Here is a 26,158-nt window from a genome sequence, read left to right on the forward strand (position 1 = left end):
CCGAGCTCGAAAGTCTTCCATGCGTCTTCCTTCCCCGGCGTACGTCGTCGGTGGTCTCCTTCTGTCCGGCCTGATGACCGTCGGGCTCGCCTCCGCCGGCGCTGCGGACACCGAGACCCCCGTCTGCAACGGTCTTCCGGTCACGATCGACCTCAACACGACAGCGGACGCCACTGCGACCGAAGGTGCAGATGTCATCCTCGGTACGCCCGGCGCCGACACGATCAACGGGCTCGGCGGAGACGACACCATCTGCGGCGGAGACGGTGACGACCGGCTGTTCGGCGAGGACGGCGACGACTCGCTTCTCGGTGGAGCGGGCAACGACAGCATCGGCGATGGCGTGATCGAGGCGTGTGACGACGGTGACAACGTCTATGCCGGCGGCGACGGTGACGATTCCATCCAGGTGAACTGCCACAGCCTGTCCGGGCTGACTCATACTGTTCTGCCCGGGGCCGGAAATGACACTGTGACCTGGCCATATGCCGGGGATGAGATCGGTGCCGACTCCAACTACCTGTCCTACTCGGATGTCGCCGGCCCGGTGGAGATCGACCTGAACCCGGTCGCCGTCGATGGCCGCATGGTCGTCGAGGTGACCGGCGGAGCCGGCACCGACATCATCCGCGCCGCGCGCGACGGCGCCGCGCCGCGCGTACGTTTCGTGATCGGCAGCCAGGGCGACGACACGATCACCGGGACGGACCTGGTCGAAGCGCCGGGCTCGTGGAAGGCGGTCGAGACGCTCAACGGCGGACCTGGCGCGGACACCATCCACGGCGGCGCCGGGCGAGACTTCCTCAGCGGCGGTGCCGGGGCAGATCGTCTCCACGGCGGTGCCGGCGGAGATGTGCTCAACGAGAACGGCCAGGGTGACGGGGACGCGTTCGACCGGGATGTGGCCGACGACCAGCTCTTCGGCGGAGCGGGCGACGACGAGGCCTACGTGGGCATGGGCGATGACGTCCTCGATCTCGGCGACGGTGACGACGAGATCACCTTCGCGTCCTCGCCCGTGGCCGTGACGGTCTCGTTGGCGACGACCACCGCTCAGGACACCGGTCTGGGGAGCGACACGATCTCCGGCACGGAGATCGTCACCGGTTCCCGCTTCGCGGACGACCTCACTGCCGGCACCGGCGGTTCGACCCTCGTCGGCGGTGACGGGAAGGACCGGTTTGTCGGCGGTCCGGGGGACGACGTCTTCAGGGACAGCGATGCATCGGTCTCGTACGTGGCAGCCCGCGGTCCGATCACGATGGCGCCGAGCTCCCTTGTCCAGGACGAGATGACCGTCCTCGGGCAGGGGACTGACACCGTCGAAGTGTGGACCGGCTCCGGTCGCGGATGGAGCCTGGTCGGGTCGGAGCATGGAGATCTCCTCGAGGCCGGGTTCTTCTGCGATGTGACCGGTGGAGCGGGCGACGATCGCGTCGTTCCCGGGGACCACAACGCGAATTGCGACGACTACGCCATCAGCGGCGGCAATGGTGACGACACCTTGGAGTTCCAGGAGAACGACTACCGGGTGAGCTACTGGTCCGAGAGGTTCGACGGTGGTCCTGGCACGGACATGGCTTCGTTCGCGAAGGTCTCGGGATGGGTCGAGTACACGGTCCCGGCCGGCGTGGAAGGCGTCATCGGTTCAGCCGGCTACGACCGCCTCTACGGAGACGCTCGGGCCAACCGGATCGAGGGCGGCGCGGGGGACGATCAGATCTTCGGTGGCGCCGGCAACGATCTGCTCGACGGCGGCGCAGGTGCCGACACCGTCGACGGAGAGGCCGGGGACGACTCGATCAGCGGATCGGCCGGACTCGATGAGCTCGACGGGAGCGACGGCAACGACCGGGTCGACGGTGGTGCCGACGCCGACAGCGTACGCGGCGGCGCCGGCGACAACACCCTGATCGGTGGGCTCGGCAACGACCTCCTGGAGGGCGACGCGGCGAAGGACTCCGTCTCCGGTGGCGACGGGAACGACACAGTGAGGTCGGGCGCGGGCAATGACAGCATCGACCTGGGCGCGGGCAACGACATGGTCTACGCGGGCGACGGCAACGACACCGTCACGGCCGGGGCCGGGAACGACGTCATCCACGGTGAGGCTGGTGACGACCGGCTTGATGTCGGCGCCGGTGTCGACCAGGTAAGGGCCGGTGACGGCAACGACACGATCGTAGGCGCGCCTGTTGGCCGAGGAGAGTACGGCGACGATGTGTTCGGCGGCAGCGGGAGGGACACCGTCACCTACGCCGCGGCGAACGCCGGCGCGAGGGCCTGGATGCCCGCTGACTACTACCTCCAGACCGTCGACCACCTCGCCGAGATCGAGTCGGTCACCGGAAGCCGGTACGCCGACGACCTCCGTGGCGGCAGCACGGCGAACACGATCTCGGGTGGCGCAGGCAACGATCACATCGAGGGGCTGGGTGGCACCGACGTACTCACGGGCGGCGACGGCAACGACACGATCGACCCAGGGCCTGGGAACGACACCGTCGTCGGGTCCGGCGGCACGGACACCGTGTCGTACGCCAGCGCGTCCAGGACGGGGGTTCGCGTCACGCTTGCCACGACGTCGTCGCAGAACACCGGTGGATCCGGCTACGACCGGATCAGCACGGTCGAGAACCTGACGGGCTCGTCCGTGGCCGACGTGCTCACGGGCTCCTCGGGCACCAATGTCGTCAACGGGTCGTACGGGAACGACACGATCAGCGGTGGCGCGGGTGCCGACCGACTGATCGGCGGGCCAGGCACGGACACCGTGACGTACGCCTCGGCCAGCGGTCGCGTCGCCGCCTCCCTGACCCGTGCGAGCGGCGGCGCCGGCAGCGACACCTCGAGCGGGTTCGAGAACCTGACGGGCAGCCGCTACGACGACAAGCTCGAGGGAAATGGCGCCAGGAACCTGCTCCAGGGCGGCGCCGGCCGCGACATCCTCTATGGATACGGCGCCGATGACCGCCTCTACGGCGGGAGCGGGCCCGACAGACTCAACGGCGGATCCGGCAGGGACTACGGCAACGGAGGCGCGGGAGCCGACACCTCGACCTCGATCGAGGTCAAGGTCAGCCTCGGGTGAAGCTCTGTTGACATCTGGGCACCTACTGTCCATCGAGCCATACTGACGGTACGGTTCGGGCTATGACGACGATCACAGAGCTCGAGGCGACGACCACCATCAACGCGACGCCGGCCCAGGTGTGGGCGGCGGTCACCGACCTGCCGCGGATGGCTTCGTGGAGCCCGCAGGTGGTGAAGACGATCGTGTTCGGGCAGGTGAAGGAGGGGACCCGCTTCCTCAACATCAACCACCAGGGCTGGAAGCACTGGCCGACGAACGCCAAGGTCGTACGTTTCACCCCGCACTCCGACTTCGCGTTCCGGATCACCGAGAACACGACGGTGTGGTCCTACCAGCTCGAGGAGACTCCGGAGGGGACCCTGGTCACCCACCGCCGTGAGACGCCGACCGGCATCTCCGCTCTCTCCCGCTCGCTGACGAACATCGCGTTCGGTGGTCAGGAGCCCTTCACCGAGGAGCTGCGTACGGGCATGGCGACCACGCTCGCCAAGCTCAAGGCCGACCTCGAGCGCTGACCCTCCTGCCCGAAGCGTCAGGCCTTGGCCCTGGTCCAGCGGTAGACGCTGCTGGTGGAGACGCCGAGCTGTGCGGCCACGTCGGGGATGCGGGCGCCGGCGTCGACGAGGAGCCGGGAGGCTTCGGCCTTGTCGTCGGGGAGATTCGCCAGCAGCTCGGCGATCTCGTCGGGGAAGATGTCGGGATAGTCGATGGCCGGTTCGGGGTCGGGGATGTTCTCCGGGAACGGGATCCGGTCCAGGAGGGCGCCGTCGGCGTCGGCGGGCTTGGTGGCCGTGCGACCGTTGCTGAACTGCGGGACCATCCCGGCTCCGGGAGCAGCCTCGGCGGCGGTGCGCGCGGCGTCGGGCACCCGGCTCGACACCCGCTGGCGGGCGTCGGGAGTGGCGAGCGCCGAGGCCATCTCGCGCGTCCGGGGCTCCCGTGACGGCGTCACCTCGCGGGGAACGTCTGAGACGGTGTCGGCGGTCCGGTCGAAGGGGATGTCGGTCGGCGCCTCGATGGCCCGGTCGGAGCCGCGAGCGGGCGCGACGTGGGGGACCTGCTCCGCGACCGGCACGCTGAGCGCCTCATGGACGTCGGGCAGGGTGATCGGCAGCCGGTCGGCCTGGCGGGTGCCCTCGGCGACCGCGGCGAACGCGTCGACCCACTGAGTGATCTGCTCGCGCATCGCGCCCGGCGCGACGGACCGCAGCGCCACCGCCTCGGCGCGCCAGTAGCGCTTCTGCGCGCGCTCGAGCTTCCGGCGCGAGGAGGCCGTACGCTTCCGCACCGCCGTGTCGCGAGCCCGCCGCCACTCGACCCGGGTGGCCAGGAGGGCGTGCATCCGGGCGCCCATCCGCAGGTCGGACCAGGAGCGCTCCATGGCCAGGTGGCGGTCGCCGACGAGCGCCAGGTGCCACATCAGCGCGGCCAGCAGCGGCACGATGAACCGGAACGCCGCGGCGGTGGCGGCGTGGCCGAGGTGGATCTCGTGCCAGCCGGCGAAGAACCCGGACGCGGCCGACAGGAGCCACGTCAGGGTGAGCAGCGTCTGCGCCGGCCGGTCCTGCTGGGCCGCCTCTCGCGCCATCAGCGCGACGGTGACCAGGGAGAGCTCGAAGACCCCGGCGAAGGCGTAGGCGTTGATCGTGCCCATGGCGAGCACGTCGCGTCCGAAGCCGACCATCGCGACGTACGCAGCCGCCGTCGAGATCAGCGCGACCGAGACGGCGCCGAAGAGGATCAGGCCACGGCCGTTCGCTGCCGCGCCGTTGCCAATCGGGGTCGGCCGGTCCGAGGTCGTGTCGTTGTCGGGACGCATCGTGGGGTCTCCGGTACCTGAGGCGGTCGATCGTTCGGGCCCCGGGAGTCTAGGGGATGGAACACACGTTCGAAGCGAACGTGGATGGAGTGTTGCCGAACCGGTCCGAAATTGGGCCGCCGGGACGCGGCACCCGGGGCTACAGTCCGCTCATGTCGAAGACGGCGGTGCGCCGCGTACTTTTCAGGTCGTTCTGGGCGGTGATCGGGCTGGTCGTCGCGGTCAGCCTCTTCAAGCTGGCCTTCACCGGCTCGACGCAGGACGCCGACGGCGCACCGCTGACGCCGACCGGGGAGATCCCGCCGGAGGAGGTCGTCGCCGAGAAGGGCACGATCTCCAACTCGCTCACGATCGACGGGACCATCGTGATCGACAAGCCGGTCTCGGCGACGAGCTCGGTCACCGGCGTGCTGGCGCACAAGTTCGCCGACACCGGTGCCAAGGTCAAGAAGGGCGACAAGCTCTTCCAGGTGCGGGCCGAGGAGGAGCCCGCCGAAGCGGCCGTCGAAGAGCCTGCCGAGGAGGCCGACGAGCCCGGGAAGGTCGATGACGCCACCGGCGACGGCGACCGCGACGACGCCCCGGTCGAGCCGCCGGCGCCGAAGCCGGTCTACCACTGGTACACGGTCGTCGCGCCCGCCACCGGCATCGTCGGCAACTACGCCGTCGACATGATGACCGACGTCGCCGAGGATGGAGTGGTCGTCTCGATCCGTCCCACGACCTTCCACGCGGTCGGCGCGATCTCACCGCTGGACCGTTACCGGCTGGCCGGCAACCCCGACCGCGCGACCGTGACCATCGAGGGCGGCCCCAAGCCGTTCACCTGCACCGACCTGGTCGTCGGCGACGCGGCGACCGAGACGATCGCCGGCGACGCCCCCGAGGACGAGATGATGGAGGGGGCACCCGGCGGCGAGGGCGAGTCCGGCGCGGGCGCCCGGATCAGCTGCCTGGTGCCGGAGAAGGTGACCGTCTTCGACGGCCTGACGATGAGCATGGCCATCGACGCGGGCGCGAGCGACGGCGACGTCGTCACCATCCCGGTCACCGCGGTCACGGGTCTGGTCCGGGACGGCAGCGTCTGGGTCGTCGGCGAGGACGGCACCCCCACCGAGCAGCCGGTGAAGCTCGGCCTCACCGATGGCAAGCTGGTCGAGGTCACCAGCGGGCTGAAGGCCGGCGACTCGGTGCTGCGCTACGTCCCGGGTTCGAAGGAGTCGGGCGGCGGCAAGGGCGACGAGATGGCCGAGGAAATGCCCATGGGGGAGATGTGAGCGCTGAGGAGCTCCTGAGGCTCACCGGCGTGGCCCGTACGGTCGAGCTCCCCGACGGCGAGGACCTGCACATCCTGACCGGCGTCGACCTGCACGTACGCCGCGGGGACCACGTCGGCATCGTCGGCCGATCCGGAACCGGCAAGTCGACGCTGCTGAACCTGCTCGGCCTGCTGGACCGGCCCACCGGCGGCACCCTGGAGTGGGCCGGTCGCAACGTCACCGACATCAGCAGCCGGCAGGCCGCCCGGATCCGCGGGCGGGACGTCGGGTTCGTCTTCCAGCAGTTCAACCTGCTGCCGGGGCGTACGGCGCTGGAGAACGTGATGGCACCGCTGCTGTACGCCTCGGGCAGGGAGTTCTGGCAGCGCCGCCGGATCGCGGCGACGATGCTGGACAAGGTCGGGCTCGGTGACCGGCTCGACGCGATGCCGCAGTTCCTCTCCGGCGGTGAGCAGCAGCGCATCGCCATCGCCCGCGCCCTGGTACGCACCCCGTCGGTGGTGCTCGCCGACGAGCCGACCGGAGCCCTCGACGTCGAGACCGGCGCGATGGTGATGAGGCTGCTCGACCAGGCGACCTACGACTCCGGCGCGGCACTGATCACGATCACCCACGACCAGAACGTCGCGGCGCTGGCCCGGCGGCGGTTTCGGCTCGCCGAGGGTCGGCTGCACCCGCTGACCGAGGAGGCGGTCGCGTGAGGACGGCCCTGGCGCGGATCGTCACCGGCTTGGCCGCCTCGACCGTCGAGGCGTGGCAGGAGCTGCGCATCCACAAGCTCCGGGTGCTGTTGTCGCTGGTCGGCGTGGCGGTGGCGGTCGCCTCGATCACCGCGACGGTGGCGGCCGGCCAGATCGCGAAGCAGATGTTCACCGAGTCCTACGAGACCGACGGGCGACCGGCGCACATCTCGATCATGGCCTACGACGACCGCAACGGCATGCCGCTCTCCGTCGAGCGGGTCCGGCCAGCGTTCCAGACGGTCGCGGAGCGGTTCGACGTCACGTACGCCTCCGCGCGGATCTCCGCCTACGACATCAAGGCGACCACCGCGAGCCGGAGCAAGCGAATCGAGCTGATGGGAGTCGATCCTGCGTACGCGGCGATCCACCGGGTCGTGGTCCCGCAGGGCCGCTGGCTGGAGGAGTCGGACACGGAGCGCCTCTCCCCGGCGCTCGTGGTCGACGAGACGTTCCTGAAGAAGCTCGGTCTGCAGGGCACGCCGCTGCCGACCGCGGTCGAGCTGAACGGCCAGGGTCTGTCGGTGACCGCCACGATCGTCGGGGTGACCAGCCTGCGCGGCTACGGCACGCCGCGGGCGTTCATGCTGGCCGACTCGCTCGAGCACTGGCAGACCGGAACCCCGTCGGACGCCAGCTACGAGATGTGGGTGCCGGTCGAGGGCGCCGACCAGCTCGCGTCCGAGATCAACCTGGCGATGCGCGCCGAGCTCCCGGGTCTCCAGGTCGACGCCCAGCGCGACGACTACATGGCGTGGGGCGGTGAGGACCCGATCGGGCCGATCAAGTGGGTGATCATCGGGATCGCCGGCATCATCCTGCTGCTCGGCGCCCTGAGCCTGCTCAACATCGCGCTGGTCACCATCCAGCAGCGGATCCGGGAGATCGGGATCCGGCGCAGCTTCGGTGCGACCACCGGGAGGGTGTTCTTCTCGGTGATGATGGAGAGCGTCGTGGCCACCGTCGTCGCAGGCGTGATCGGCGTGCTCCTGGCCGTGGCCGCCGTCAAGAACCCGCTGGTGGAGAAGTACGTCCTCCAGGGCATCGACGACGTCCCGCCCTTCCCGCTCTCGGCGGCCTTCCTCGGTCTCGCCGTCGCGCTCGCGGTCGGCGCGATCGCGGGCATCCTCCCGGCGATGATCGCCGCCCGGGTCAAGATCATCGACGCGATCCGGTTCTAAAACGATTCGGCGGTCGAGCCTGTCGAGACCTCCCGTGACTAGACGGGGGTCTCGACAAGCTCGACCACCGGCCGAGCGAGGATCACTCGCCGCGGATGAACGCCTCCAGCTGGGCGCGACCCTCGGTGTCCTCGATCTGCACCGGCGGGCTCTTCATCAGGTAGGCCGAGGCCGGGATGATCGGGCCGCCGATGCCGCGGTCCTTGGCGATCTTCGCGGCACGGACGGCGTCGATGATGATGCCGGCGGAGTTGGGCGAGTCCCACACCTCGAGCTTGTACTCCAGGTTGAGCGGGACGTCACCGAACGCGCGACCCTCGAGCCGAACGTACGCCCACTTGCGGTCGTCGAGCCACTGCACGTAGTCCGAGGGACCGATGTGCACGTTGCGGTCGTCGATCTTGTCGGCCAGCTCGCCCTTGAGGTTGGAGGTGACCGCCTGCGTCTTGGACACCTTCTTGGACTCCAGGCGCTCGCGCTCGAGCATGTTCTTGAAGTCCATGTTGCCGCCGACGTTGAGCTGGTACGTACGGTCCAGCGCGACGCCGCGGTCCTCGAACAGCTTGGCCATGACGCGGTGGGTGATGGTGGCACCGACCTGCGACTTGATGTCGTCACCGACGATCGGGACGCCGGCGGCCTCGAACTTCGCGGCCCACTCCGGGTCGGAGGCGATGAAGACCGGCAGGGCGTTGACGAAGGCGACGCCCGCGTCGATCGCGCACTGCGCGTAGAACTTGTCGGCCTCCTCCGAGCCCACGGGAAGGTAGGAGACGAGGACGTCGACCTCCTTCTCGCGAAGGATCGAGACGACGTCCACGGGGTCGAGGCCCGACTCGGAGATGGTCTGCTTGTAGTACTTGCCCAGGCCGTCGAGCGTGGGACCACGCTGCACCTCGACGCCCGTGAACGGGACGTCGGCGATCTTGATGGTGTTGTTCTCGGAGGCGTTGATCGCCTCGGAGAGGTCCTTGCCGACCTTCTTGTCGTCGACGTCGAAGGCAGCGACGAACTCGACGTCAGAGACGTGGTAGTCGCCGAACGTGACGTGCATCAGGCCCGGGACACTGCCCGCCGGGTCGGCGTCCCTGTAGTACTCCACACCCTGGACCAGGGAGCTGGCGCAGTTGCCGACTCCCGCGATTGCTACACGAACCGAACCCATCGGGGCTCCTTCCATACTTCTGTCCGGTTCACCGGTCAGAAGGTCATTTCTCGTTCTCTAGGCTGCTCTGCGCTGTGCGCGAGACGTCCGCTTCGTCGCGTACGCCATCGTCATCCCCCAGATCCCCCTGACCCGCTGCCTGCTCGTTGATCGCAGGCTTGGGGTTGCGCTCGGCATCGATCAGCGAGGAGAGCCAACGGACCTCCCGCTCGACCGACTCGACACCGTGACGCTGTAGCTCGCGGGCGTAGGAGTCGACCTCTTTCTGGGTCATGGCAAGCTCGCGTTGCACCCGGTCGAGCCGCTCCTGGAGCCGGCTGCGACGCCCTTCGAGGACGCGCAGCCTGATCTCCATGTCGGTGCGACCGAAGAACGCGAACCTGATGTCGAAGTTGTCGTCCTCCCAGGCCATCGGGCCGACCTCGGACATGAGCTGGGTGAACTCACGCTCCCCGGCAGCCGTCAGCTGATAGACGATCCGCGGCCGCCGGGTGACCGGCGTGACGGTCTGCGCCTCCTCCTCGATGAGGTGCTTGCGCAGCATCTTCTTCAGGGCGGGGTAGAGCGAGCCGTACGACAGCACTCGACCCCAGCCGAGCATCAGGTTGAGCCGCTTGCGCAGCTCGTAGCCATGCATAGGCGACTCGTGCAGCAGCCCGAGGACTGCCAACTCGATCGTCTCTGCGCGACGTGCCATACGACCTATCGTACCGATATATCTACGACGGCAAATAGAGACCAAAGTCTTGTCTGATGACGCCTGGGAACGGCGTTTCGATGCAACCGTCACCGAACTGTTGACGTCAGGTGACTTGAGGCGCGCTGGGCGTGGATGCTGGGGCGCTAGCGTCGATTGCGTACGCTGATGGCTGCCGTTCAACGACCCGAGGAGCCACCCGGGGGAAATGTCCGGCAGCGTCGCGCGTCAGGTTGATGGGATTCCCTCGGGGGGATTCAGCGACGTCGGGGGATTGTCAGTGTCAGCCCGTCCGGTCACGTGCCGGGCAGTCACAGGAGCAGTGCTACACCCGTGAGCGACCCATCCGGCGGCTTTTCTCAAAGGCCCAGCCCCCGCAGCGCCAGTCCCCGTAGATCCAATCCCGGTGGGCTGCAAGGACGACCCCAGGGCGGTCCGCGCCCACCGCAGGGTGGTCCGGCAGGCCGTCCGCCGGCGCCGCGTCGCCCTCAGGGTGGTTCGCAGGGCCAGCCCTCGGGTGGTCGTCCGCAGCCCCGTGGCGCTCAGCGCCCGATGCCTCCCGGCGGTCCCCGTTCCGGTCAGCGGCCGCCCTACCCGGGCCCGCGTCGCCCCGGCGAGCCTCCTGTCGACCGCCTCGGTCAGCGCCCCGCCCGTCCTGAGCGGGGTGGTTCCGGTCGCCCGCCGCGTGACCCCAAGGCCGCCTTCGGCGCGGCGATGGACCGCTTCAACGACTCCGAGATGGACAAGAAGGGCCTGGCGGTCCGGATCGGCAAGATCGCGGCGATCTTCGCCCTGGTGATGGCGCTGATCGGCAGCGCCGCGGTGATCGTCTCCTACAACATGATCTCGATCCCCAGCGCCAACGCGGCGTTCGAGGCCGAGTCGAGCTTCGTCTACTACGCCGACGGCAAGAAGGAGGTCGGCCGCTTCCAGGCCGGCGACCAGAACCGCGACGCGCTGCGGCCGGACGAGATGCCCGCCCTCGTGAAGGACGCCGCCGTGGCGGCCGAGGACCGCAGCTTCTACGAGAACAACGGCATCGACCTCAAGGGCATCGCGCGCACGCTCTTCTCCAACGCCACCACCGGCAGCCAGGGCGGCGCGTCGACGATCACCCAGCAGTACGTCAAGAACCTCTACCTGACCCAGGAGCGCACCTACTCCCGCAAGGTCAAGGAAGCGGTCATCTCGCTCAAGATCAGTCGGCAGAAGTCGAAGGACGAGATCCTCACCGGCTACCTCAACACCGTCTACTTCGGGCGCGGCGCCTACGGCGTCCAGGCCGCGGCGAAGACCTACTTCCGCAAGTCGGCCCAGGATCTCGACATCAAGGAGGCCGCGGCGCTCACCGCGATCCTCAACAACCCGAACGGGTTCGACCCGGAGAAGGCCGGCGCGGACGCCGGCGGCACCGAGCTGCTGGGCCGCTACCAGTACGTCCTCAACGGCATGGCCGAGCTCAAGAGCCAGGGCAAGGCGCTCAGCGAGTACGACGAGGCCACTCTCGAGAAGGCGAAGGCGGCGCTGCCCAAGTTCCCCAAGCCGAAGGCCGACAGCCGCCTCGGTGGTCAGAAGGGTCACGCGCTCACCCTGGTGAAGAACGAGCTGAAGTCCCTCAAGAACGAGAACGGCGAGCCGCTCTTCACCGAGGAGGAGATCGACAGCAAGGGGCTGAAGGTCACCACCACGCTCAGCGCGAAGGCGATGAAGGCCGCGGAGCAGGCCGTCAAGGACGTACGTCCCGACGACAAGAAGGCGGTCAGCGAGAAGCACCCGGAGAACGAGCTGCACGTCGGTGCTGCGACGGTCGATGTGAAGACCGGCGCTCTCAAGGGCTTCTACGGCGGCCAGGACTACCTCGACTCCCAGATCAACTGGGCGGCCTCGGGCGGTATGGCCGGATCGACGATGAAGCCGTTCACCCTCGCCGCGGCTCTCGAGGCGGGCTACTCGCTCAAGGACACCTGGACCGGTGAGGGTGGTCTGGAGATCCCCGGCACCGACCGCGTGGTCCGCAACTCGGGCCAGAGCGACGCGGACCCGACCGGTCACGGCTACGGCGAGCACATCACCGGCATCAAGGCGATGGAGGAGTCGGTCAACACCTCCTTCGTCCAGATGTCGACCGCGCTGCCCAACGGCAGCGAGGACGTCTACGACATGGCGGTCAAGGCCGGCCTGCCGCCGGACGAGCAGCACGCCGAGAACGCGCCGGCCGACTACCGCTCGATCCCGGCCTACTCGATCGACTTCGACCCGAAGAACTACCTGCTCACCCTGGGACGTCAGGCGATCAGCCCGATCAACATGGCCAACGCCTACGCGACCATCGCCAACGGCGGCGTACGCAACACCGTCCACCTCGTCTCGAAGGTGGTCGACGCGGATGGCGATGTCGTCTACGAGTGGGACCAGCGTGACGGCGAGGAGCGGGCGATGTCGGAGGACGCCGCTGACGACACCTCCTACGCCCTGCAGCAGGTCGTGAAGAACGGCACCGGCCAGACGGCCGGCGTGATCAACCAGCCGGCCGCCGGAAAGACCGGCACCGCGACCAACGCGAACGACGACGTCTCCTCGGCGTGGTTCGCCGGCTACACGCCGCAGCTGTCCACGGCCGTCATGTACGTCCGCGGCAAGGGCTCCGGCAAGCTCGACGGCTGGCTGGACTCCTACTTCGGAGCCGGCTACCCCGCCGAGACGTGGGCCCAGATCATGGGCACGCTGACCGACGACCTCGATATCGAGGAGTTCCCGGAGCCGGCCTGGATGGACGGTGTCGCGCCGCAGGACGGTCACGAGCCGTCGCTGACGGCCACCCCGGAGCCGACCCCGACCCCGTCGGAGAACTGCTCCAAGAAGGACGAGCGCAAGGGCCTCTGCATCCCGATCGAGGAGCCGTCGGCCAGCATGTCGCCGAGCGACGGAGCGACCGACGGTCAGCCTGGCGAGGGGACGACCCCGGACGAGTCCGAGTCGACGGAGCCGGAGGTCACCGAGACCGCCTGCGACTGGTTCGGCGACTGTGAATCGTCCTCGCCGCCTGCCGATGGCAATAATGGCGGCGGCAACAACGACACAGGCACCGCGGGGGGCACCACTCAGTGACGGATGGTCCAGTGACCGCCCCGACGGCGGAGGATCCGGTCGTCAGGACCGCCTCCGCCGCGGTGGGCGGTCCTCTCGGGGGACTTGCGTACGGCCGGCGGCGCTGGTTCAGCGCGGTCGGCCTGTTGCTGCTCCTGATGTCGCTCACGTTCGCGATCGGGATGGTCTCCAAGCAGACCTGCTACAACGCCACCTGGACCAACGGCGAGACCAGATACACCCACTTCTGCTACTCCGACCTGCCGTATCTCTACATCGACCGCGGCCTGGCCGAGCACGAGTGGCCCTACTCCTCCGACCCGGAGGTCCGGGCGCGCTACCAGCAGGTGATGGAGTACCCGGTCGGCATCTCCTACTACGCCTGGGCGACCTCGCACGTCACCGACTGGCTGGCCGACACACCTGACGAGGACGAGCGCCATCTCGTGGAGACCTCCAGCTTCTGGGGTCTGCCGGGCATGCACCACGAGATCCGGGTCTTCATCATCGTCAACGTGATCGGCTTCGCGGTCACGGCGCTGCTCTCGGCGTGGTTCCTGGCACGTACGCATCGCCGAAGGCCCTGGGACGCGGCCGCGTTCGCGCTCGCCCCCGTGCTCGCGGCGACCGGGATCATCAACTGGGACATGCTGGCCGTGGTCTTCGTGGCCGGTGCACTGTGGGCGTGGTCGCGGGACCGGCCGCTGCTGACCGGCGTACTGATCGGGCTCGGCTGTGCGACCAAGCTCTACCCGCTCTTCCTGCTCGGCGGGCTGGTCGTCATCTGCATCCGGCGCCGCCGCTACTACGACCTGGCGGTCGCCGCCCTGGCCACGGTCCTCGCCTGGGTGCTCGCCAACCTGCCCGCGATGGCGACCGGCCTGGAGGAGTGGAAGGTCTTCTGGAGCTTCAACTCCGAGCGCGGCCCCGACCTCGGCTCGCTGTGGCTCGTCGTCCAGCAGGCGAGCGACGCGGCGATCTCGGCACAGACGGTCAACCTCGTCTCCTGGGCCTTCTTCATCGCCTGGTGCAGCGGCGTACTCATCATCGGGCTGACCGCCCGCGAGACGCCTCGGCTGGCGCAGCTCGGCTTCCTGATCGTCGCCGGGTTTCTCCTGGTTAATAAGGTCTATTCACCGCAGTACGTCCTGTGGCTGCTGCCGCTGGCCGTCCTCGCCGTGCCTCGCTGGCGTGACCAGCTCATCTGGCAGGCCGGTGAGCTCTTCTACTTCGTCGCGGTGTGGTGGTATCTCGCCGACATCCTGGCCAGCAGCGGCGGTGACCAGCCGGTCTACTGGTTCGCGATCCTCGTCCGCGTCGCCGCCGAGATCTATCTGATCGTGGTCGTCGTCCGGGAGATCTACGAGCCCTGGCGCGACCCGGTGCGGTGGACCGAGGCGACGGTGGAGGCCGAGACCGGGCCCGCTACGGAGGGTCAGGACTCCAGGATGATCTCGTCGAACGACGTCGCGGTGTAGCGCACCCGCACCTCGAGCTCCTCGCCGACCTCGGGCACCCGTGCGCCCGAGGGAAGCATGAGCATCGACTCCTGCATGTGCGGCGGCTCGGCGAACCAGAGCGCCTTGCCGTCGAGGGTGTAGGGCGAGCGCGACTGACCCATGGCATCGAGTCCACCGCGGGCGACCGCGAGGGCGCGCGAGCGCAGGTGGGTGTCGCCCAGCGGCGCTTCGAGGCCGATCCCGTGGGCGGTGCCGCCGGAGGCGACCACCAGGTGGCCGGCGCGCATGGCGGTGCGGCCGCGGTAGCCGTAGGAGTAGCCCCGCTCCAGCGGGTGCACGTCCTCGACGGTCGCGGTCACCGTGAGCGCGCCGCGGTCGCCGAGCCACAGCCCGGTGCCGACGCGGGGCCGGAAGGTGATGTCGCCGTAGGCGGCACGCAGCTGCGCCAGCTCGTTGGCGCTCAGGTGGGAGACCCACACCGTCTTCGCCTCGGCGCCGACGACGGCATCCATCTGGGCGCGGACCTCGGCCAGCGAGCCGCCGTCGAGGCCGAAGTGCATGGTGACGCCCTCGAAGCGGGCGTGCTCGCGGGCGATGGAGGCGGTCGGCCACAGGTCGCTCGGCGTCATGCCGTGGCGGCGCATCGAGGTGACCAGCTCGAGGATCACCCTCGCGTTCGGCTGACGCTCCAGCAAGAGCGGCAGGTCCTCGGGGCGGCTGATCGTGTGGATGATCCGGTCGGCGATCTCCGGGTTGATCTCGGGAGAGTAGGGACGCCACGGGGTGAGGACGTAGATCGACCCGCTGAACCGGGTCGCGACCTCCCACACCTCGTTGTAGGTGCCCACCGCGAGCGTGTCGACGCCGGTGCCGAGGCTGGTGAGCCACTCGGTCTGGTGGGCGAGCTTGCGGAGGGTCAGGCCGTAGCCGTTGCCCTTCGCGACCGGGACCAGGCCCGGCGTCGCCTCGGCGAAGGTCTGGACGTGCTTGCGCCAGCGATCGGCGTCAACGGTCAATTTCAGTGGCATTAGCGCCTCTTCATGTAGACATCGAAGGCCGTGTAGATCGGCTTGTTCAGCGGCAGGTCCCACTCGCCGGCGTACTCCACCGCCTGGCCACCGGTGCCGACCTTGAACTGGATCAGCCCCACGTGGGAGTCGTCGGTGGAGAGCGTCGGGGTGATGCCGCGCAGGTCGTAGGTGGTCGCGCCGGCGGCCATGGCGTCCTGGATCATCGCCCACTGGAGGGCGTTGGAGCCACGTACGTCACGCTTCTCGGTCGAGGAGGCGCCGTAGGAGTACCAGGCGTGCTGTCCGACGCGGACCATGATCGTGGCGGCGACCAGGTCGCCCTCGTGCCGCGCCAGGAAGAGCTTGATGCGTTCCGGGTCCTCGGTCGACATCGCCCAGAACATGGTGCTGAAGTAGCTTCGCTGCCGAGGAGTGAAGTGGTCGCGCGCCGCGGTGTGGACGTAGAGGTCGTGGAAGGCGCTCAGGTCACCCTCGAAGTCGCCGTCCGCCGGGTCGACTGGGGTCGCGACGGAGACCTCGACGCCCATCTTGGCCGACTTCTTGATGTTGCGGCGCCAGAGCTGGTTCATCCCCTTGAGGACCTCGTCCTCGGTCTTCGGGGTGCCGTCCGGGTGGGCCAGCGGGATGACGAAGTTGTACTGCGGCTGTCCCGCCCCGAAGCCGTCCTCGGGACTCTGCAGCCGCCAGCCCGCGGCCCTGAGCTGCGAGACCACGCGCGCGCCGGTGGCGTCACGGTGGGTCGGGGTGAGCTGGTTGAGGCGCTGGACGGTGTCGTCGGCGATGCCGTCCTTGACCTGGCTCGCGTCCCAGGTGGCCGTGGTGACAGGCGGGCCGATCCGGATGCCGAAGGCGCCGTTCTTCTTCAGGTACGCCGCCAGCGGCTCCAGCCACGGAGCGAGGTCACCCGACCAGTCGATGCTCGGACCCTCCGGCAGGTAGGCGAGCGTGAACCGCTCCAGCTTCGGCACCGGCCGGTGCAGCACCAGCGCGGCACCGACGAGGGCACCGCCCTGCAGGCTGTCGAACCAGCCCACCGACTCCGAGCGCCACTCGGTCTTGACCCGCGCCCACGAAGGGGTTTGGAGGAAGCTCACGCTGGGTTGCTTCTCGATGAAGGCGAGATGCTCCGCAGCGGTGATGGGGCGCACGGTGAGACTCACCCGCAGAAGGCTACCCGCTCTGGCGATGGGGCCGAATCCCGGTGCTCGTGCTGCTCGGGACCGATGTCTGTGACCCGCTGGCCGACCCCCAATGTGAGGACAATCGTCGCGATGCCTAGTGAGTCCGAGCCGTTGAGACGCTATTGTCAGCGACCAGATGTATCACGGCTTGGGGCCTGGGCCTCCTTGTAGCCGTGACAGCAACTATGACCACCACGATGACGCGTCCGCGGGTCATCTGGCCCCCCACCGGCTCGGCGCCGAACCGGAGGCCGCCGGTCGAGGAGGGGACTGTGACACGGGTACGACGCGGGATCGGTCATGCCGACGCACCCGTGACCGTGTGGTCCCGGGCGACGGCCGACTTCGACCGCTGGCTCAGCGGCGACTCCGCCGCCCTCGACGAGCTGGTCGCGACGATGACCCCGATCCTGTGGCAGGTCGCCCGCTCCTACCGGCTCACCCAGGAGCAGGCCGAGGACGTCGTCCAGAACACCTGGCTCACCTTCGTACGCAAGCACTCCTCGATCCTCGACACCGCGGCCGTCGGCGCCTGGCTCACCCTGACCACGCGTCGTGAGGCCTGGCGGGTCGCGAAGCGGTCCGGGCGTGACGTACCTGTGGAGGACGAGGCGCTCGAGTCCCGCGTCCCGACACAGCGCTCGGCGGAGTCCCTGGTCGTCGAGGGCGACCGCAACTCCCTCATCTGGGCGGCCGTGGAGTCGTTGCCGGAGCGGTGTCGGCGGCTGCTGCGCGTGGTCGCCTTCTCCGACCGACCCGACTACGCCGGTCTGGCCGAAGAGCTTCAGATGCCCATCGGCAGCATCGGCCCCACCCGCGGCCGCTGTCTCGGGAAGCTGCGGGACGCGCTCAAGAACGAGGGGGTGTCGTGATGGGTCGCTCGGAGGAGCCCACTCGCGAGGAACTTTTGGGTCTGGTTCGACAGGCTTATGTTGCTGGTGACCCCGTTCCTGGGGGCCTGATCTCCCGGATGCAGGCGGCCGCTGCCGGTGCCGCCGAGGAGTCTGGGCTCGGGCTCGACCTGGAGCTGATGCTCCTGGTGGAGTCGTCGTCCGAGGCCGCCGGGGTGCGCTCCACGGCCCCCGCCTCCGCCCGCTCCGCCTACACCCTGCGCTTCGCGCAGTCCGGAGTCGATGTTCTCGTCCGTGTCGCCTCCGACACCGACACCACGGCCCGCCTCGACGGCTGGGTCGTCCCCGGTTCACCCATGACCGTCCGCGCCATCCGCGCCGACGAAGTCCGTACGCCGATCGTCGCCGTCACCCTCGGAGCCTCGGGCCGCTTCGAGCTCACCTCGCTGCCCGCCGGCCTCATCCGGCTCCGCTTCGAGCCCGCCGACGGCTCCGCCGCCTTCCTGACCCCCACGTTCGAGATCTGATCCAGGAGTAACAGTGCATCCCAAGAGTGAGCCACGGTTGTCAGTGGACTACGGATGGTCCGAGGCGCGACTCCTCGACCCCACGAACGCGATCGCTGTCGACGGCGTCGCCGCCGGTTCGACGGTCTACTCGTCGACTGTCCTTCTTATCTCCAAGTCGGTCGACTTCGATGACACCCTCAAGCGGATCGACAAGGCTGCCAAGGGTCTCGGGTGGCGGGCGGAGCCTGAAGAAGAGGCGGAGTGTGCGCGCGACCTGCGGTTCGGAGTGCGTCGAGTGCGGTTGGGTGTTCGTCCGGGCAAAGCCGTCCAAGCGCCTGACGCCTGGACCGTTCTGCAGATGCTTCGAGCCGAGTCCAATGACGGGACCCGAGGTATCAGCCTGGAACACGTACTCGTCCCGACTCCCGACACCAATCCCAATCCGCACAATCGGCCCACTCCGCACAACAGGCCCACTCCTCATAACCGCCCCACCCCTCATAACCGACCTACTCCCCATAACCGACCCACGCCGGATGACGGGTACGACCCGCTAGGTACAGGCGGTCGCCAGCCCGTGGCGTACGTCGGGGCAGCGCCCTCAAGGCGTCCCGACGAGGAGGTTGGCGGGGTGCGCCCTGTCGTGGCGATCTTGGACACGGGTTGCGGGGAGCATCCGTGGCTCGACTTCGTGCAGCGTGACGTGCGGCTAGGCGATCACCAGATCGGTTGGCCCGCTGTTGTGCCGAACTCAGAGGTCGATGAGGATCAGGTCGGTCCGTTGGACGGAGTGATCGATGACTTCGCCGGGCATGGGACGTTCATCAGTGGGCTGATCCATCAAGCATGTCCTGATGCCGACATCTATTCGTGGCGGATCGTGCCGCCTGAGGGGTCTGTCGCCGAGACCGACTGGATTACCGCGCTTGCTCAGATCGCGGAGTTGGTCCATCTCTACCGTGAGGGTGACCCTCGCGGCCGCAGGATCGACGTTCTCAGCCTGTCGATCAGCTACTACCACGAGACGCCGTCTGACGAACTCTTCGACCCGACGTTGTACGAGATCCTCGCCGACCTGTCCGCGAACGGCACGTTGGTCGTCTGTTCCGCTGGCAACGACGCCACAACTCGGCCGAGTTTTCCCGCGGCCTTCGGACCGTGGAGTAATGGAGAAGGTCCGGTCGAGCAAGATCCGGAGGTGCTTCCGATCGTTTCTGTCGGCGCGCTGAACCCCAATGGCGCCACCGACGCGATCTTCAGCAACGCCGGACCGTGGGTGAGGGCGCACGAGGTCGGCGCCAGTGTCGTCAGCACTCTCCCAGCCGTATTCGACGGCGGCTATCAGCCAGCAATTGAAACCGCACACGATGGCCGCACCCGTGCATCCCTCGATCCGGACGACTTCTCTGGTGGCTTCGGCCTCTGGAGTGGCACTTCGTTCGCAGCCCCGCTGCTCGCGGGGCGGATCGCGCAACGCCTCCTTGAACATGGTCAACCGGGCGACAAGCAACAGGACAAGAAGCGTGCATGGGCAGCCCTCGAAGCGTTGACCCCACTGAGGCCCCCGACCTGAGCGATGAATCGATGAGTAGAGCTGCGGAACTGCATCAACAAGGTGTTGCTGCGGCAGTCTCCGGTGACGTGGCGGGGGCGCGCAGCCTGCTTGTGCGGGCGAGAGACGCCGCTCTGGCGGACGGCGATCCAGAGGTGAAGGCCCGCGCAGAATCCACGCTGGCTTACCTAGCTGCGGACGAGTCCGACATCGACAAAGCCCTCGCCTTGAACGACGAAGCCTTGGGTTACGCCGGCCTCGCCGCCGAGACTCGCGGTGCGTTACTTCAACAGCGGGCGACGTTGTTGCGCCGGGCGGGTCGAGCGGCCGAGGCGTTAGTCGTCTTCGGGGACGCGATCGATGCGCTCGAAAATCATCCAGCCGACCTTGCTGATGCCTATCTCAATCGGGGCACCGTCCATCTGGACCGACACGATGTGGCAGCGTCGATCGCAGACTTCCAGAGTGCAGCAGCAAAGTACTTGGAGACTGGCAACGACTTGGCAGCTGCTCAAACTGATCATAATCGGGCCTATGCACTCTTCCTCTCTGGTGATCTGGTCGGCGCACTCTCGCTGATGGAGTCGTCCTACGACCTCCAAGCAGCGGCAGGACCTTTGGTTAAGGCCGTCTGTGACGCTGATCGGGCCGAGGTGCTGATGGCGGCGGGCCTGACGCGGCAGGGCGGGGAGATGCTGCGGCAGGCGGCCGAGGCGTACGGATCGAAGAAGCAGCGCCAGCGGCAGGGGGAGGTTGAGCTGGCGCTGGCGTCGCACCTGCTCGCGACCGACCCGGCCGAGGCGGAGCGGATGGCGCGCTCGGCGCTGGTGTGGTTCGAGGAGGCGAGGGCGACGGGGCTGGCGCTGCGAGCACGGGCGGTCGCGTTCGAAGCCGCGGTGACGGCGCGCGTCGATCCGAGCGAGGATGGCGAAGCGTTGGCCGGCCCGCTCGAGGAACAAGGCCTGAGCTGGCCGGCTCTCCGGGTACGTATGCAGGCCCGACTGGCGCGCATTCGTTCGGCGGAGGATGCCGGCTTGCCGGCAAGACCAGCGAGCGGACGTGTCATCGGTCCGGTCCCGTCTGAGGCACCCATCGACATCCGCCTGCTGGAGCGCGAGCTTCGCGCCGAGCTGGCAGTGGCCGCGGGGCGCGCCGTGGCCGGGCTACGCGAGCTCCGGTCGGGGCTCGACGACTTCCACCTGTGGCAGAGCTCGTTCGGCAGTCTGGACCTGCAGACCAATGTCTCCGGCCACGGTCGCACCCTGGCGAGGCGCGGCCTGGAGCTGGCCGTCGAATCGGGCGAGACCGACGTGCTCTTCGAGTGGTCGGAGCGATCTCGGATGCTGGCCTCACGGGTCCAGCCGGTGCGGCCACCGTCCGATCCGGAGCTCGCCGCCAACCTGGCCGAGCTCCGCGGTGAGGTGACCCCGGAGCGTGAGGCCGAGCTGCGTGAGCAGATCCGTCAGCGGGCCTGGCGAGTGAAGGGATCCGGCCAGGTCTCGGATCCGATCTCCCTTCCTGACCTGCATGAACGCATCGGCGACCATGCGCTGGTTGCCTATGTCGTGGCGGCCGGCCGCCTGGTCGCGGTGATCGCGACCGGCGAAACAGCCACCCGGATCGACCTCGGCGATCAGGCCGCGCTCCGATCCCTCCTGGGCGGCCTGCTGCCGGATCTCGACGTCGCCGCGACCCATCTTCCGGGACCCCTGGGTGTGGCGGTACGCAGCGACCTGACCGTCCGGCTCCAGCAGCTCTCCGATCTCCTCGTCGCTCCGATCCTCGAGCGGATCGGCGACCGGCCGGTCGTCCTGACGCCATCCGCCGTGCTGGCGGCGGTGCCATGGACCCTGCTGTCCGGGTTCACCGGCCGACCGGTGACGGTCGCCCAGAGCGCCACCGCCTGGCTGAGCCTCGCCGACACCCCGCTGCGCACCGCAGCCGCCGGTTTCGTCGCCGGGCCACGAGTCATGCGTGCCGCCGACGAAGTGGCCAAGAGCGCCACCGCCTGGTCCGGGGCGCGCCTGCTCACCGGCAGCGACGCCACCGCTGCAGCCGTCTCCGCGCTGGCAGCCGAGGTCGACGTACTGCACCTCGCCGCCCACGGCCATCACTCCGCGGACAACCCGCTCTTCTCCGGGCTCGAGCTCGCCGACGGCACCTGGTACGGCTACGACATCGACGGCCTCTCCGCCGTACCCGAGGTCGTGCTCCTCTCCGCCTGTGAGGTCGGACGATCGACGATCCGCTGGGGCGAGGAGCTGATCGGCCTGGTCGGCGCCTGGCTGCACGCCGGCGCCCGCGCCGTGATCGCCTCGCCTGCTGTGGTGGCCGACGAGGCTGCGTACGAGGTGTTCAGTCGTCTCCACGGCGCCCTCGCGAAGGGCCTGGCCCCGGCCGAGGCGCTCGCCGAGTCCCTCCCCGCCGCGACCACTGACGCTCCGCCGGCCCCGTTCGTCTGCTTCTCCTGACCCGTCGAGAAAAGATTCCCAAATCGGTGTATCAGGCGGTCCGCTGCGTACTCCTTGGGGCTGTCCGGACCGAGATTCGGGGGAATTCGGTTCGGACGCTGGCGCCGCCGCCTTGGGGGAGGCAGGCGGTTTCGGGGCCGCAGCGCGGGTTGGGCACTAGGGGGATGCCCAACCCGCGTGCGGCTTGGAATCTCGACAAGCTCGACCACCGGCGCTGAGGCGGCCGGAAACGCGGGCGCGGGCCGGGCGGGGCGGTGAGGGGACGTGACTGCCCCGCCCGGCAACCTTCAATTCTTCCGCTCCGACACCGTCAGGGCAATGGTCGGCGAGCGCAGAACTGATATGTGTTCTAGGCGGAACGGTCCAGGCGGCCGAGGCGCTTGCCGAGCGCGGGGGTGACCCGGTCGACCCAGGTCGCGGTGATGTGGGAGTCGTCGTAGTAGGTGACGACATCGCCGACGACGAGCGGGCAGCGCTCTGTGCAGACGAGGTCGACGATGTCGACGTACGCCGCCTCGGTGCCCTCGAGCGCCTCCTGGGTCACCGCGTTGGAGTCGACCTCGGTGCCGTCGGCCTTCACGACGCAGTCCTCGAGGAGGTTGCGGGCGTCGGAGAGGCACTCGCCGGGGTCGTTGTCGACGGCGGGGACGTCGGCGAAGACGCGTACGTCGGGAGTGATCTTCTCGAAGGACCTGACGCCGTCGCGTACGCCCTCACGCCACTGCTCCTCGGTCGAGACGCCGTCGCGTTCCTCCATGTCGAGCATGCCGCGGGCGCCGACGACGATCGTGTCGGGGTTGAGTTCGGCGATCTGCTCGTTGGTCCACTTGCGGAAGTCCTCGCACTCCTCGACGGTCATCTTCGAGGACTTCTGCTTGACCCCGTACGCAGCGCAACCGAGCTTCACGAACGGGATCAGCTTCACGTGCTGACGCTCGGCGAGGGTGTCGAGGGCCGGCAGCCACATCCCGATGTGGGAGTCGCCGACGACGGCCACGGTGCGCTTCGCCTTGCCGTCGCCGTAGACGCAGTCGCCGTCGAGCTCGGTCTCGCCGTAGCCGGCGTAGCAGTAGCCGCCACGCTCGGCCCAGGAGTCGCTGGCGTCGAACTTCGCCTCGGGCGGCAGCGGCGCACCCTCCTCGGCAGCCTCGATCGTCGTCTTCAGCACGCCGGTCACCGGCTTGTCGTCGGTCTCGAGGACGTCGGGGTTCTCCTGGAACCACTCCTCCGCGTTGGCCTTGGCGACGTCGACCTGGTAGCCGGCGTACGCCTGGGAGCTCGTGCCCGCGACCAGCGCGAGGGCAGCGGCGGCGGGCCACAGGGCGAGCGCGCGCCGGCCCTTGGTGAGGTGCGGGATCTTGTGGCGCTGGAAGGGCATCTCGATCCAGTGGTAGCTGGCCGCGGAGGCCGCCAGGATGAGCGCCAGCATGATCAGCAGCTGGCGGATGCCGCCGCCGGGGATCGCCTCGGGGGCGAGGATCAGGATCGGCCAGTGCCACAGGTAGAGGCTGAACGAGATGTCGCCCAGGTAGCGCAGCGGCTGCTGGGAGAGCAGCCAGCCGGTCGGGGTGGCCGGGCCGGCGACCAGGAGCGCGACCGTGGCGAGCACCGGGACGAGGGCGTGCCAGCCCGGGAAGTGGGTCGCCTCGCTGAAGCTGGCGGTGGCGTAGACGAGGGTGCCGACTCCGGCGATGCCGAGCGCCGTCGCGGCGACGCGTCCGGCCCGGGTCGCGCTGGTCGCGACCTGCAGACGACCCGCGACGCAGGCGAGCAGGGCTCCGGCGGCGAGCTCGAACGCTCGGGCGGGAGTGGAGAAGTAGGCCGTGGTCGGGTCGGCGGCGGTCGCGTGCAGCGACCAGGCGAGGCTGACCACCGCCACGAGCGCAGCGAGCGCGGTGATCGCGCGACGGCGGTGGTGCTTCGGGATCCAGAGCGCGACGGCGAGCACCAGCAGCGGCCAGACGACGTAGAACTGCTCCTCGACCGAGAGCGACCAGTAGTGCTGGAACGGCGAGGGTGCGGCGTTGTTGAAGTAGTCAACGGCCTCGCTGGCGAAGTGAACGTTGGCCAGGAAGACCGCCGCCCAGCCCGCGTCGCCGGCGATCTGGTCGGTGCGCGTCTGGGGCAGGACGATGGCGCTGTAGGTGAGTACGACCAGCATCGTCGCAGTCGCCGCCGGCAGGATCCTGCGGGCGCGGCGGGCGTAGAACTGGCTGATGCTCACCGTGCCGCTGCGGTCCGTCTCACGCAGCAGCAGGGTGGTGATCAGGAACCCGGAGAGGACGAAGAAAACGTCGACTCCGACGAACCCACCCTCGAACCCGGAGAGTCCCGCGTGTCCTGCGATCACCAGACCGACAGCGACGGCACGGAGACCTTGAACATCGGCGCGCCAGTTCGAACTCATTCAAAAAAGCCTATGTCAATGGCCCTGATGGGTCATAGCTGACGGTCCCACTGGGTGGTCTGATTCTCAGCCGAATCTTCACCTTTGGCAGGCGAGACCGCAGTTGTGGCGAACGAATCTTCGGTTGTGGCGGTCGAATGTGCCGTTTCGTCCGCCAGAACTCATGACTCGGCTGACAGAAGTGAGGATTCGGTGAGAATCGGTCAGAGTCGCTCGCGGAGCCAGGCGAAGTCGCTGGTGTGCTCCGCCGCGCCGCCCGGGGTCTCGCAGATGACCGGGGCGCCGGCGTCGCGGACCACGCCCGCGAGCAGGTCGGGGTCGATGCGGCCGGCGCCGAAGTTGGCGTGGCGGTCGGCGCCGGAGTCGAACTCGTCGCGGGAGTCGTTGCAGTGGACGAGGTCGATGCGGCCGGTGATCTTGCGGACGTCCTCGACGACCGTCTCGAGCGGGTTGCCGCCGGCGTGGGCGTGGCAGGTGTCGAGGCAGAAGCCGACGTCCTCCGCACCCTCGGCAGTGGAGATCGCCTCCCAGACGCCGGCGATCCGGTCGAGGTAGCGCGCCATCGCGTTGTCGCCGCCGGCCGTGTTCTCGATCAGGAGCGGGACCTTGATGTCGGTCGCCTCGATCGCCTTGCGCCAGTTGTCGAAGCCCTTCGCCGGGTCGTCGTCCTTGTTGACGTGACCGCCGTGGACGATCAGGCCCTTGGCGCCGACCTCGGCCGCGGTGTCCATGTGCTGCTGGAGGAGCTTGCGGCTCGGGATCCGGATCCGGTTGTTCGTCGTCGCGACGTTGATGATGTAGGGCGCGTGGACGTAGAGATCGACACCGGCTTCCTCCGCACGGGCCTTGAGCGCTGCCGCGCCCTCGGCGTACGTCACGACCGGGCCCTTGTAGGACTGCGGGTCGCCGAGGAAGAACTGCACCAGGCTCGCGCCACGCGCGGTCGCCTCGGCGACGGGGTCGGTCTGGTCTACATGGGCACCGATCGCAACAGCCATGGCCCCCAGTCTAGGACGCGCCACCGACAACTCCGTGGGGTTGACTTTATACCTTACGGGGGTATGGTAGCCGACATGGACGAGCACACCGGGCACGAAGGCCATGCGGATCACGGATACCTCCACAACAAGAACAAAGAGGCCTATCTCAAGCGCCTCAAGCGCATCGAAGGTCAGGTGCGCGGGCTGCAGCGGATGGTCGAGGATGAGGCCTACTGCATCGACATCCTCACCCAGGTCTCCGCGTCCACCAAGGCGCTCCAGGCGGTCGCTCTCGGTCTGCTCGACGAGCACATCGGTCACTGCGTGGCCGGCGCGGTCCAGAACGGTGGCGCCGAGGCCGACGAGAAGCTCGCCGAGGCCTCAGCTGCCATCGCTCGCCTCGTCCGATCCTGATTGTCAACAATCCAACAACCTAGAGAGATTCTCATGAGCACCCAGAACTTCACCGTCGTCGGCATGACCTGTGGCCACTGCGTCGCCTCCGTCACCGAGGAGGTCACCGAGATCGCCGGGGTGAGCAACGTCGACGTCGACCTGGCCTCCGGCAACGTCACCGTCACCGCCGCCGAGCCGATCTCCGACGACGCCATCCGCGCGGCCGTCGAAGAGGCCGGCTACTCGCTGGCCTGATC

The 26,158-nt window shown here is 68.6% G+C and carries 20 protein-coding genes; 13 read left to right on the plus strand and 7 right to left on the minus strand.

Annotated elements, in window-relative coordinates:
- The first annotated feature begins 19 nt into the window (after positions 1–19).
- Together OG984_RS20935 and OG984_RS20940 are read left to right on the plus strand one after the other, a co-directional pair.
- Positions 20–3,091, plus strand: coding sequence for a calcium-binding protein (locus OG984_RS20935; RefSeq protein ID WP_328528117.1), 3,072 nt, complete (start codon positions 20–22; stop codon positions 3,089–3,091).
- Positions 3,092–3,153: 62 nt separating this feature from the next.
- Positions 3,154–3,609, plus strand: a complete 456-nt coding sequence (locus OG984_RS20940; RefSeq protein WP_328528118.1) for an SRPBCC family protein — start codon at positions 3,154–3,156, stop codon at positions 3,607–3,609.
- Positions 3,610–3,626: 17 nt separating this feature from the next.
- Here the strand turns inward: OG984_RS20940 and OG984_RS20945 are convergent, their stop codons facing one another.
- The gene (locus OG984_RS20945; protein WP_328528119.1) at positions 3,627–4,913 is read right to left on the minus strand and encodes a helix-turn-helix domain-containing protein; all 1,287 of its coding nucleotides are present in this window, start codon (positions 4,911–4,913) and stop codon (positions 3,627–3,629) included.
- 152 nt (positions 4,914–5,065) lie between these two features.
- Between OG984_RS20945 and OG984_RS20950 the strand changes: the two genes are divergently transcribed.
- Genes OG984_RS20950 through OG984_RS20960 form a run of 3 tightly spaced genes read left to right on the plus strand, consistent with a single transcriptional unit; the run spans position 5,066 to position 8,114 of the window.
- Positions 5,066–6,190, plus strand: coding sequence for a hypothetical protein (locus tag OG984_RS20950; protein ID WP_328528120.1), 1,125 nt, complete (start codon positions 5,066–5,068; stop codon positions 6,188–6,190).
- Positions 6,187–6,894, plus strand: a complete 708-nt coding sequence (locus tag OG984_RS20955) for an ABC transporter ATP-binding protein (RefSeq protein WP_328528121.1) — start codon at positions 6,187–6,189, stop codon at positions 6,892–6,894. Before OG984_RS20950 ends, OG984_RS20955 begins: the two co-directional genes overlap by 4 nt.
- Positions 6,891–8,114 (plus strand): ABC transporter permease, encoded by a 1,224-nt coding sequence (locus OG984_RS20960; protein ID WP_328528122.1) that lies wholly within the window; start codon positions 6,891–6,893, stop codon positions 8,112–8,114. Before OG984_RS20955 ends, OG984_RS20960 begins: the two co-directional genes overlap by 4 nt.
- Positions 8,115–8,196: 82 nt before the next feature.
- Here the strand turns inward: OG984_RS20960 and OG984_RS20965 are convergent, their stop codons facing one another.
- Positions 8,197–9,279 (minus strand): inositol-3-phosphate synthase, encoded by a 1,083-nt coding sequence (locus OG984_RS20965; RefSeq protein WP_328528123.1) that lies wholly within the window; start codon positions 9,277–9,279, stop codon positions 8,197–8,199.
- 43 nt (positions 9,280–9,322) lie between these two features.
- Positions 9,323–9,976 (minus strand): PadR family transcriptional regulator, encoded by a 654-nt coding sequence (locus OG984_RS20970; RefSeq protein ID WP_328528124.1) that lies wholly within the window; start codon positions 9,974–9,976, stop codon positions 9,323–9,325.
- Positions 9,977–10,528: 552 nt separating this feature from the next.
- On the opposite strand from OG984_RS20970, the gene OG984_RS20975 reads away from it, so the two are divergent.
- Complete coding sequence (locus OG984_RS20975) at positions 10,529–13,084, plus strand: transglycosylase domain-containing protein (protein ID WP_328528125.1); 2,556 nt, start codon at positions 10,529–10,531, stop codon at positions 13,082–13,084.
- 11 nt (positions 13,085–13,095) lie between these two features.
- On the plus strand, positions 13,096–14,541 hold the full coding sequence (locus tag OG984_RS20980; protein ID WP_328528126.1) for a glycosyltransferase family 87 protein: 1,446 nt from the start codon (positions 13,096–13,098) through the stop codon (positions 14,539–14,541).
- Here OG984_RS20980 and OG984_RS20985 read toward each other — a convergent pair.
- Together OG984_RS20985 and OG984_RS20990 are read right to left on the minus strand one after the other, a co-directional pair.
- Positions 14,499–15,551: an alanine racemase gene (locus OG984_RS20985; RefSeq protein WP_328528127.1), complete on the minus strand. Its 1,053-nt coding sequence runs from the start codon at positions 15,549–15,551 to the stop codon at positions 14,499–14,501. The two genes, OG984_RS20980 and OG984_RS20985, sit on opposite strands and share 43 nt — an antisense overlap.
- Positions 15,551–16,714: a lipid II:glycine glycyltransferase FemX gene (locus tag OG984_RS20990; RefSeq protein ID WP_328528128.1), complete on the minus strand. Its 1,164-nt coding sequence runs from the start codon at positions 16,712–16,714 to the stop codon at positions 15,551–15,553. The genes OG984_RS20985 and OG984_RS20990 overlap by 1 nt, the downstream gene beginning before the upstream one ends.
- A gap of 293 nt (positions 16,715–17,007) precedes the next feature.
- Between OG984_RS20990 and OG984_RS20995 the strand changes: the two genes are divergently transcribed.
- The 4 genes from OG984_RS20995 (at position 17,008) to OG984_RS21010 (ending at position 22,118) form a co-directional block, all read left to right on the plus strand.
- Positions 17,008–17,607 (plus strand): RNA polymerase sigma factor, encoded by a 600-nt coding sequence (locus OG984_RS20995; protein WP_328528129.1) that lies wholly within the window; start codon positions 17,008–17,010, stop codon positions 17,605–17,607.
- Between the two features lie 98 nt (positions 17,608–17,705).
- Positions 17,706–18,113: a hypothetical protein gene (locus OG984_RS21000; RefSeq protein ID WP_328528130.1), complete on the plus strand. Its 408-nt coding sequence runs from the start codon at positions 17,706–17,708 to the stop codon at positions 18,111–18,113.
- A 625-nt stretch (positions 18,114–18,738) separates the two neighbouring features.
- Positions 18,739–19,668, plus strand: coding sequence for a S8 family peptidase (locus OG984_RS21005; protein WP_328528131.1), 930 nt, complete (start codon positions 18,739–18,741; stop codon positions 19,666–19,668).
- Positions 19,623–22,118, plus strand: a complete 2,496-nt coding sequence (locus OG984_RS21010) for a CHAT domain-containing protein (protein ID WP_328528132.1) — start codon at positions 19,623–19,625, stop codon at positions 22,116–22,118. Before OG984_RS21005 ends, OG984_RS21010 begins: the two co-directional genes overlap by 46 nt.
- Positions 22,119–22,467: 349 nt before the next feature.
- On the opposite strand, the gene OG984_RS21015 is transcribed toward OG984_RS21010, so the two are convergent.
- Complete coding sequence (locus tag OG984_RS21015; RefSeq protein ID WP_328528133.1) at positions 22,468–24,525, minus strand: acyltransferase family protein; 2,058 nt, start codon at positions 24,523–24,525, stop codon at positions 22,468–22,470.
- Positions 24,526–24,728: 203 nt separating this feature from the next.
- Positions 24,729–25,523, minus strand: coding sequence for a deoxyribonuclease IV (locus tag OG984_RS21020; protein ID WP_328528134.1), 795 nt, complete (start codon positions 25,521–25,523; stop codon positions 24,729–24,731).
- A 75-nt stretch (positions 25,524–25,598) separates the two neighbouring features.
- Here OG984_RS21020 and OG984_RS21025 point away from each other — a divergent pair, with 75 nt between their 5' ends.
- Both OG984_RS21025 and OG984_RS21030 read left to right on the plus strand, forming a co-directional pair.
- Positions 25,599–25,919 (plus strand): metal-sensitive transcriptional regulator, encoded by a 321-nt coding sequence (locus OG984_RS21025; RefSeq protein WP_328528135.1) that lies wholly within the window; start codon positions 25,599–25,601, stop codon positions 25,917–25,919.
- A gap of 33 nt (positions 25,920–25,952) precedes the next feature.
- Positions 25,953–26,156, plus strand: coding sequence for a heavy-metal-associated domain-containing protein (locus OG984_RS21030; RefSeq protein WP_008355452.1), 204 nt, complete (start codon positions 25,953–25,955; stop codon positions 26,154–26,156).
- Positions 26,157–26,158 lie beyond the last annotated feature (2 nt).

Source organism: Nocardioides sp. NBC_00368, assembly GCF_036090055.1.
Taxonomy (GTDB): Bacteria; Actinomycetota; Actinomycetes; order Propionibacteriales; family Nocardioidaceae; genus Nocardioides.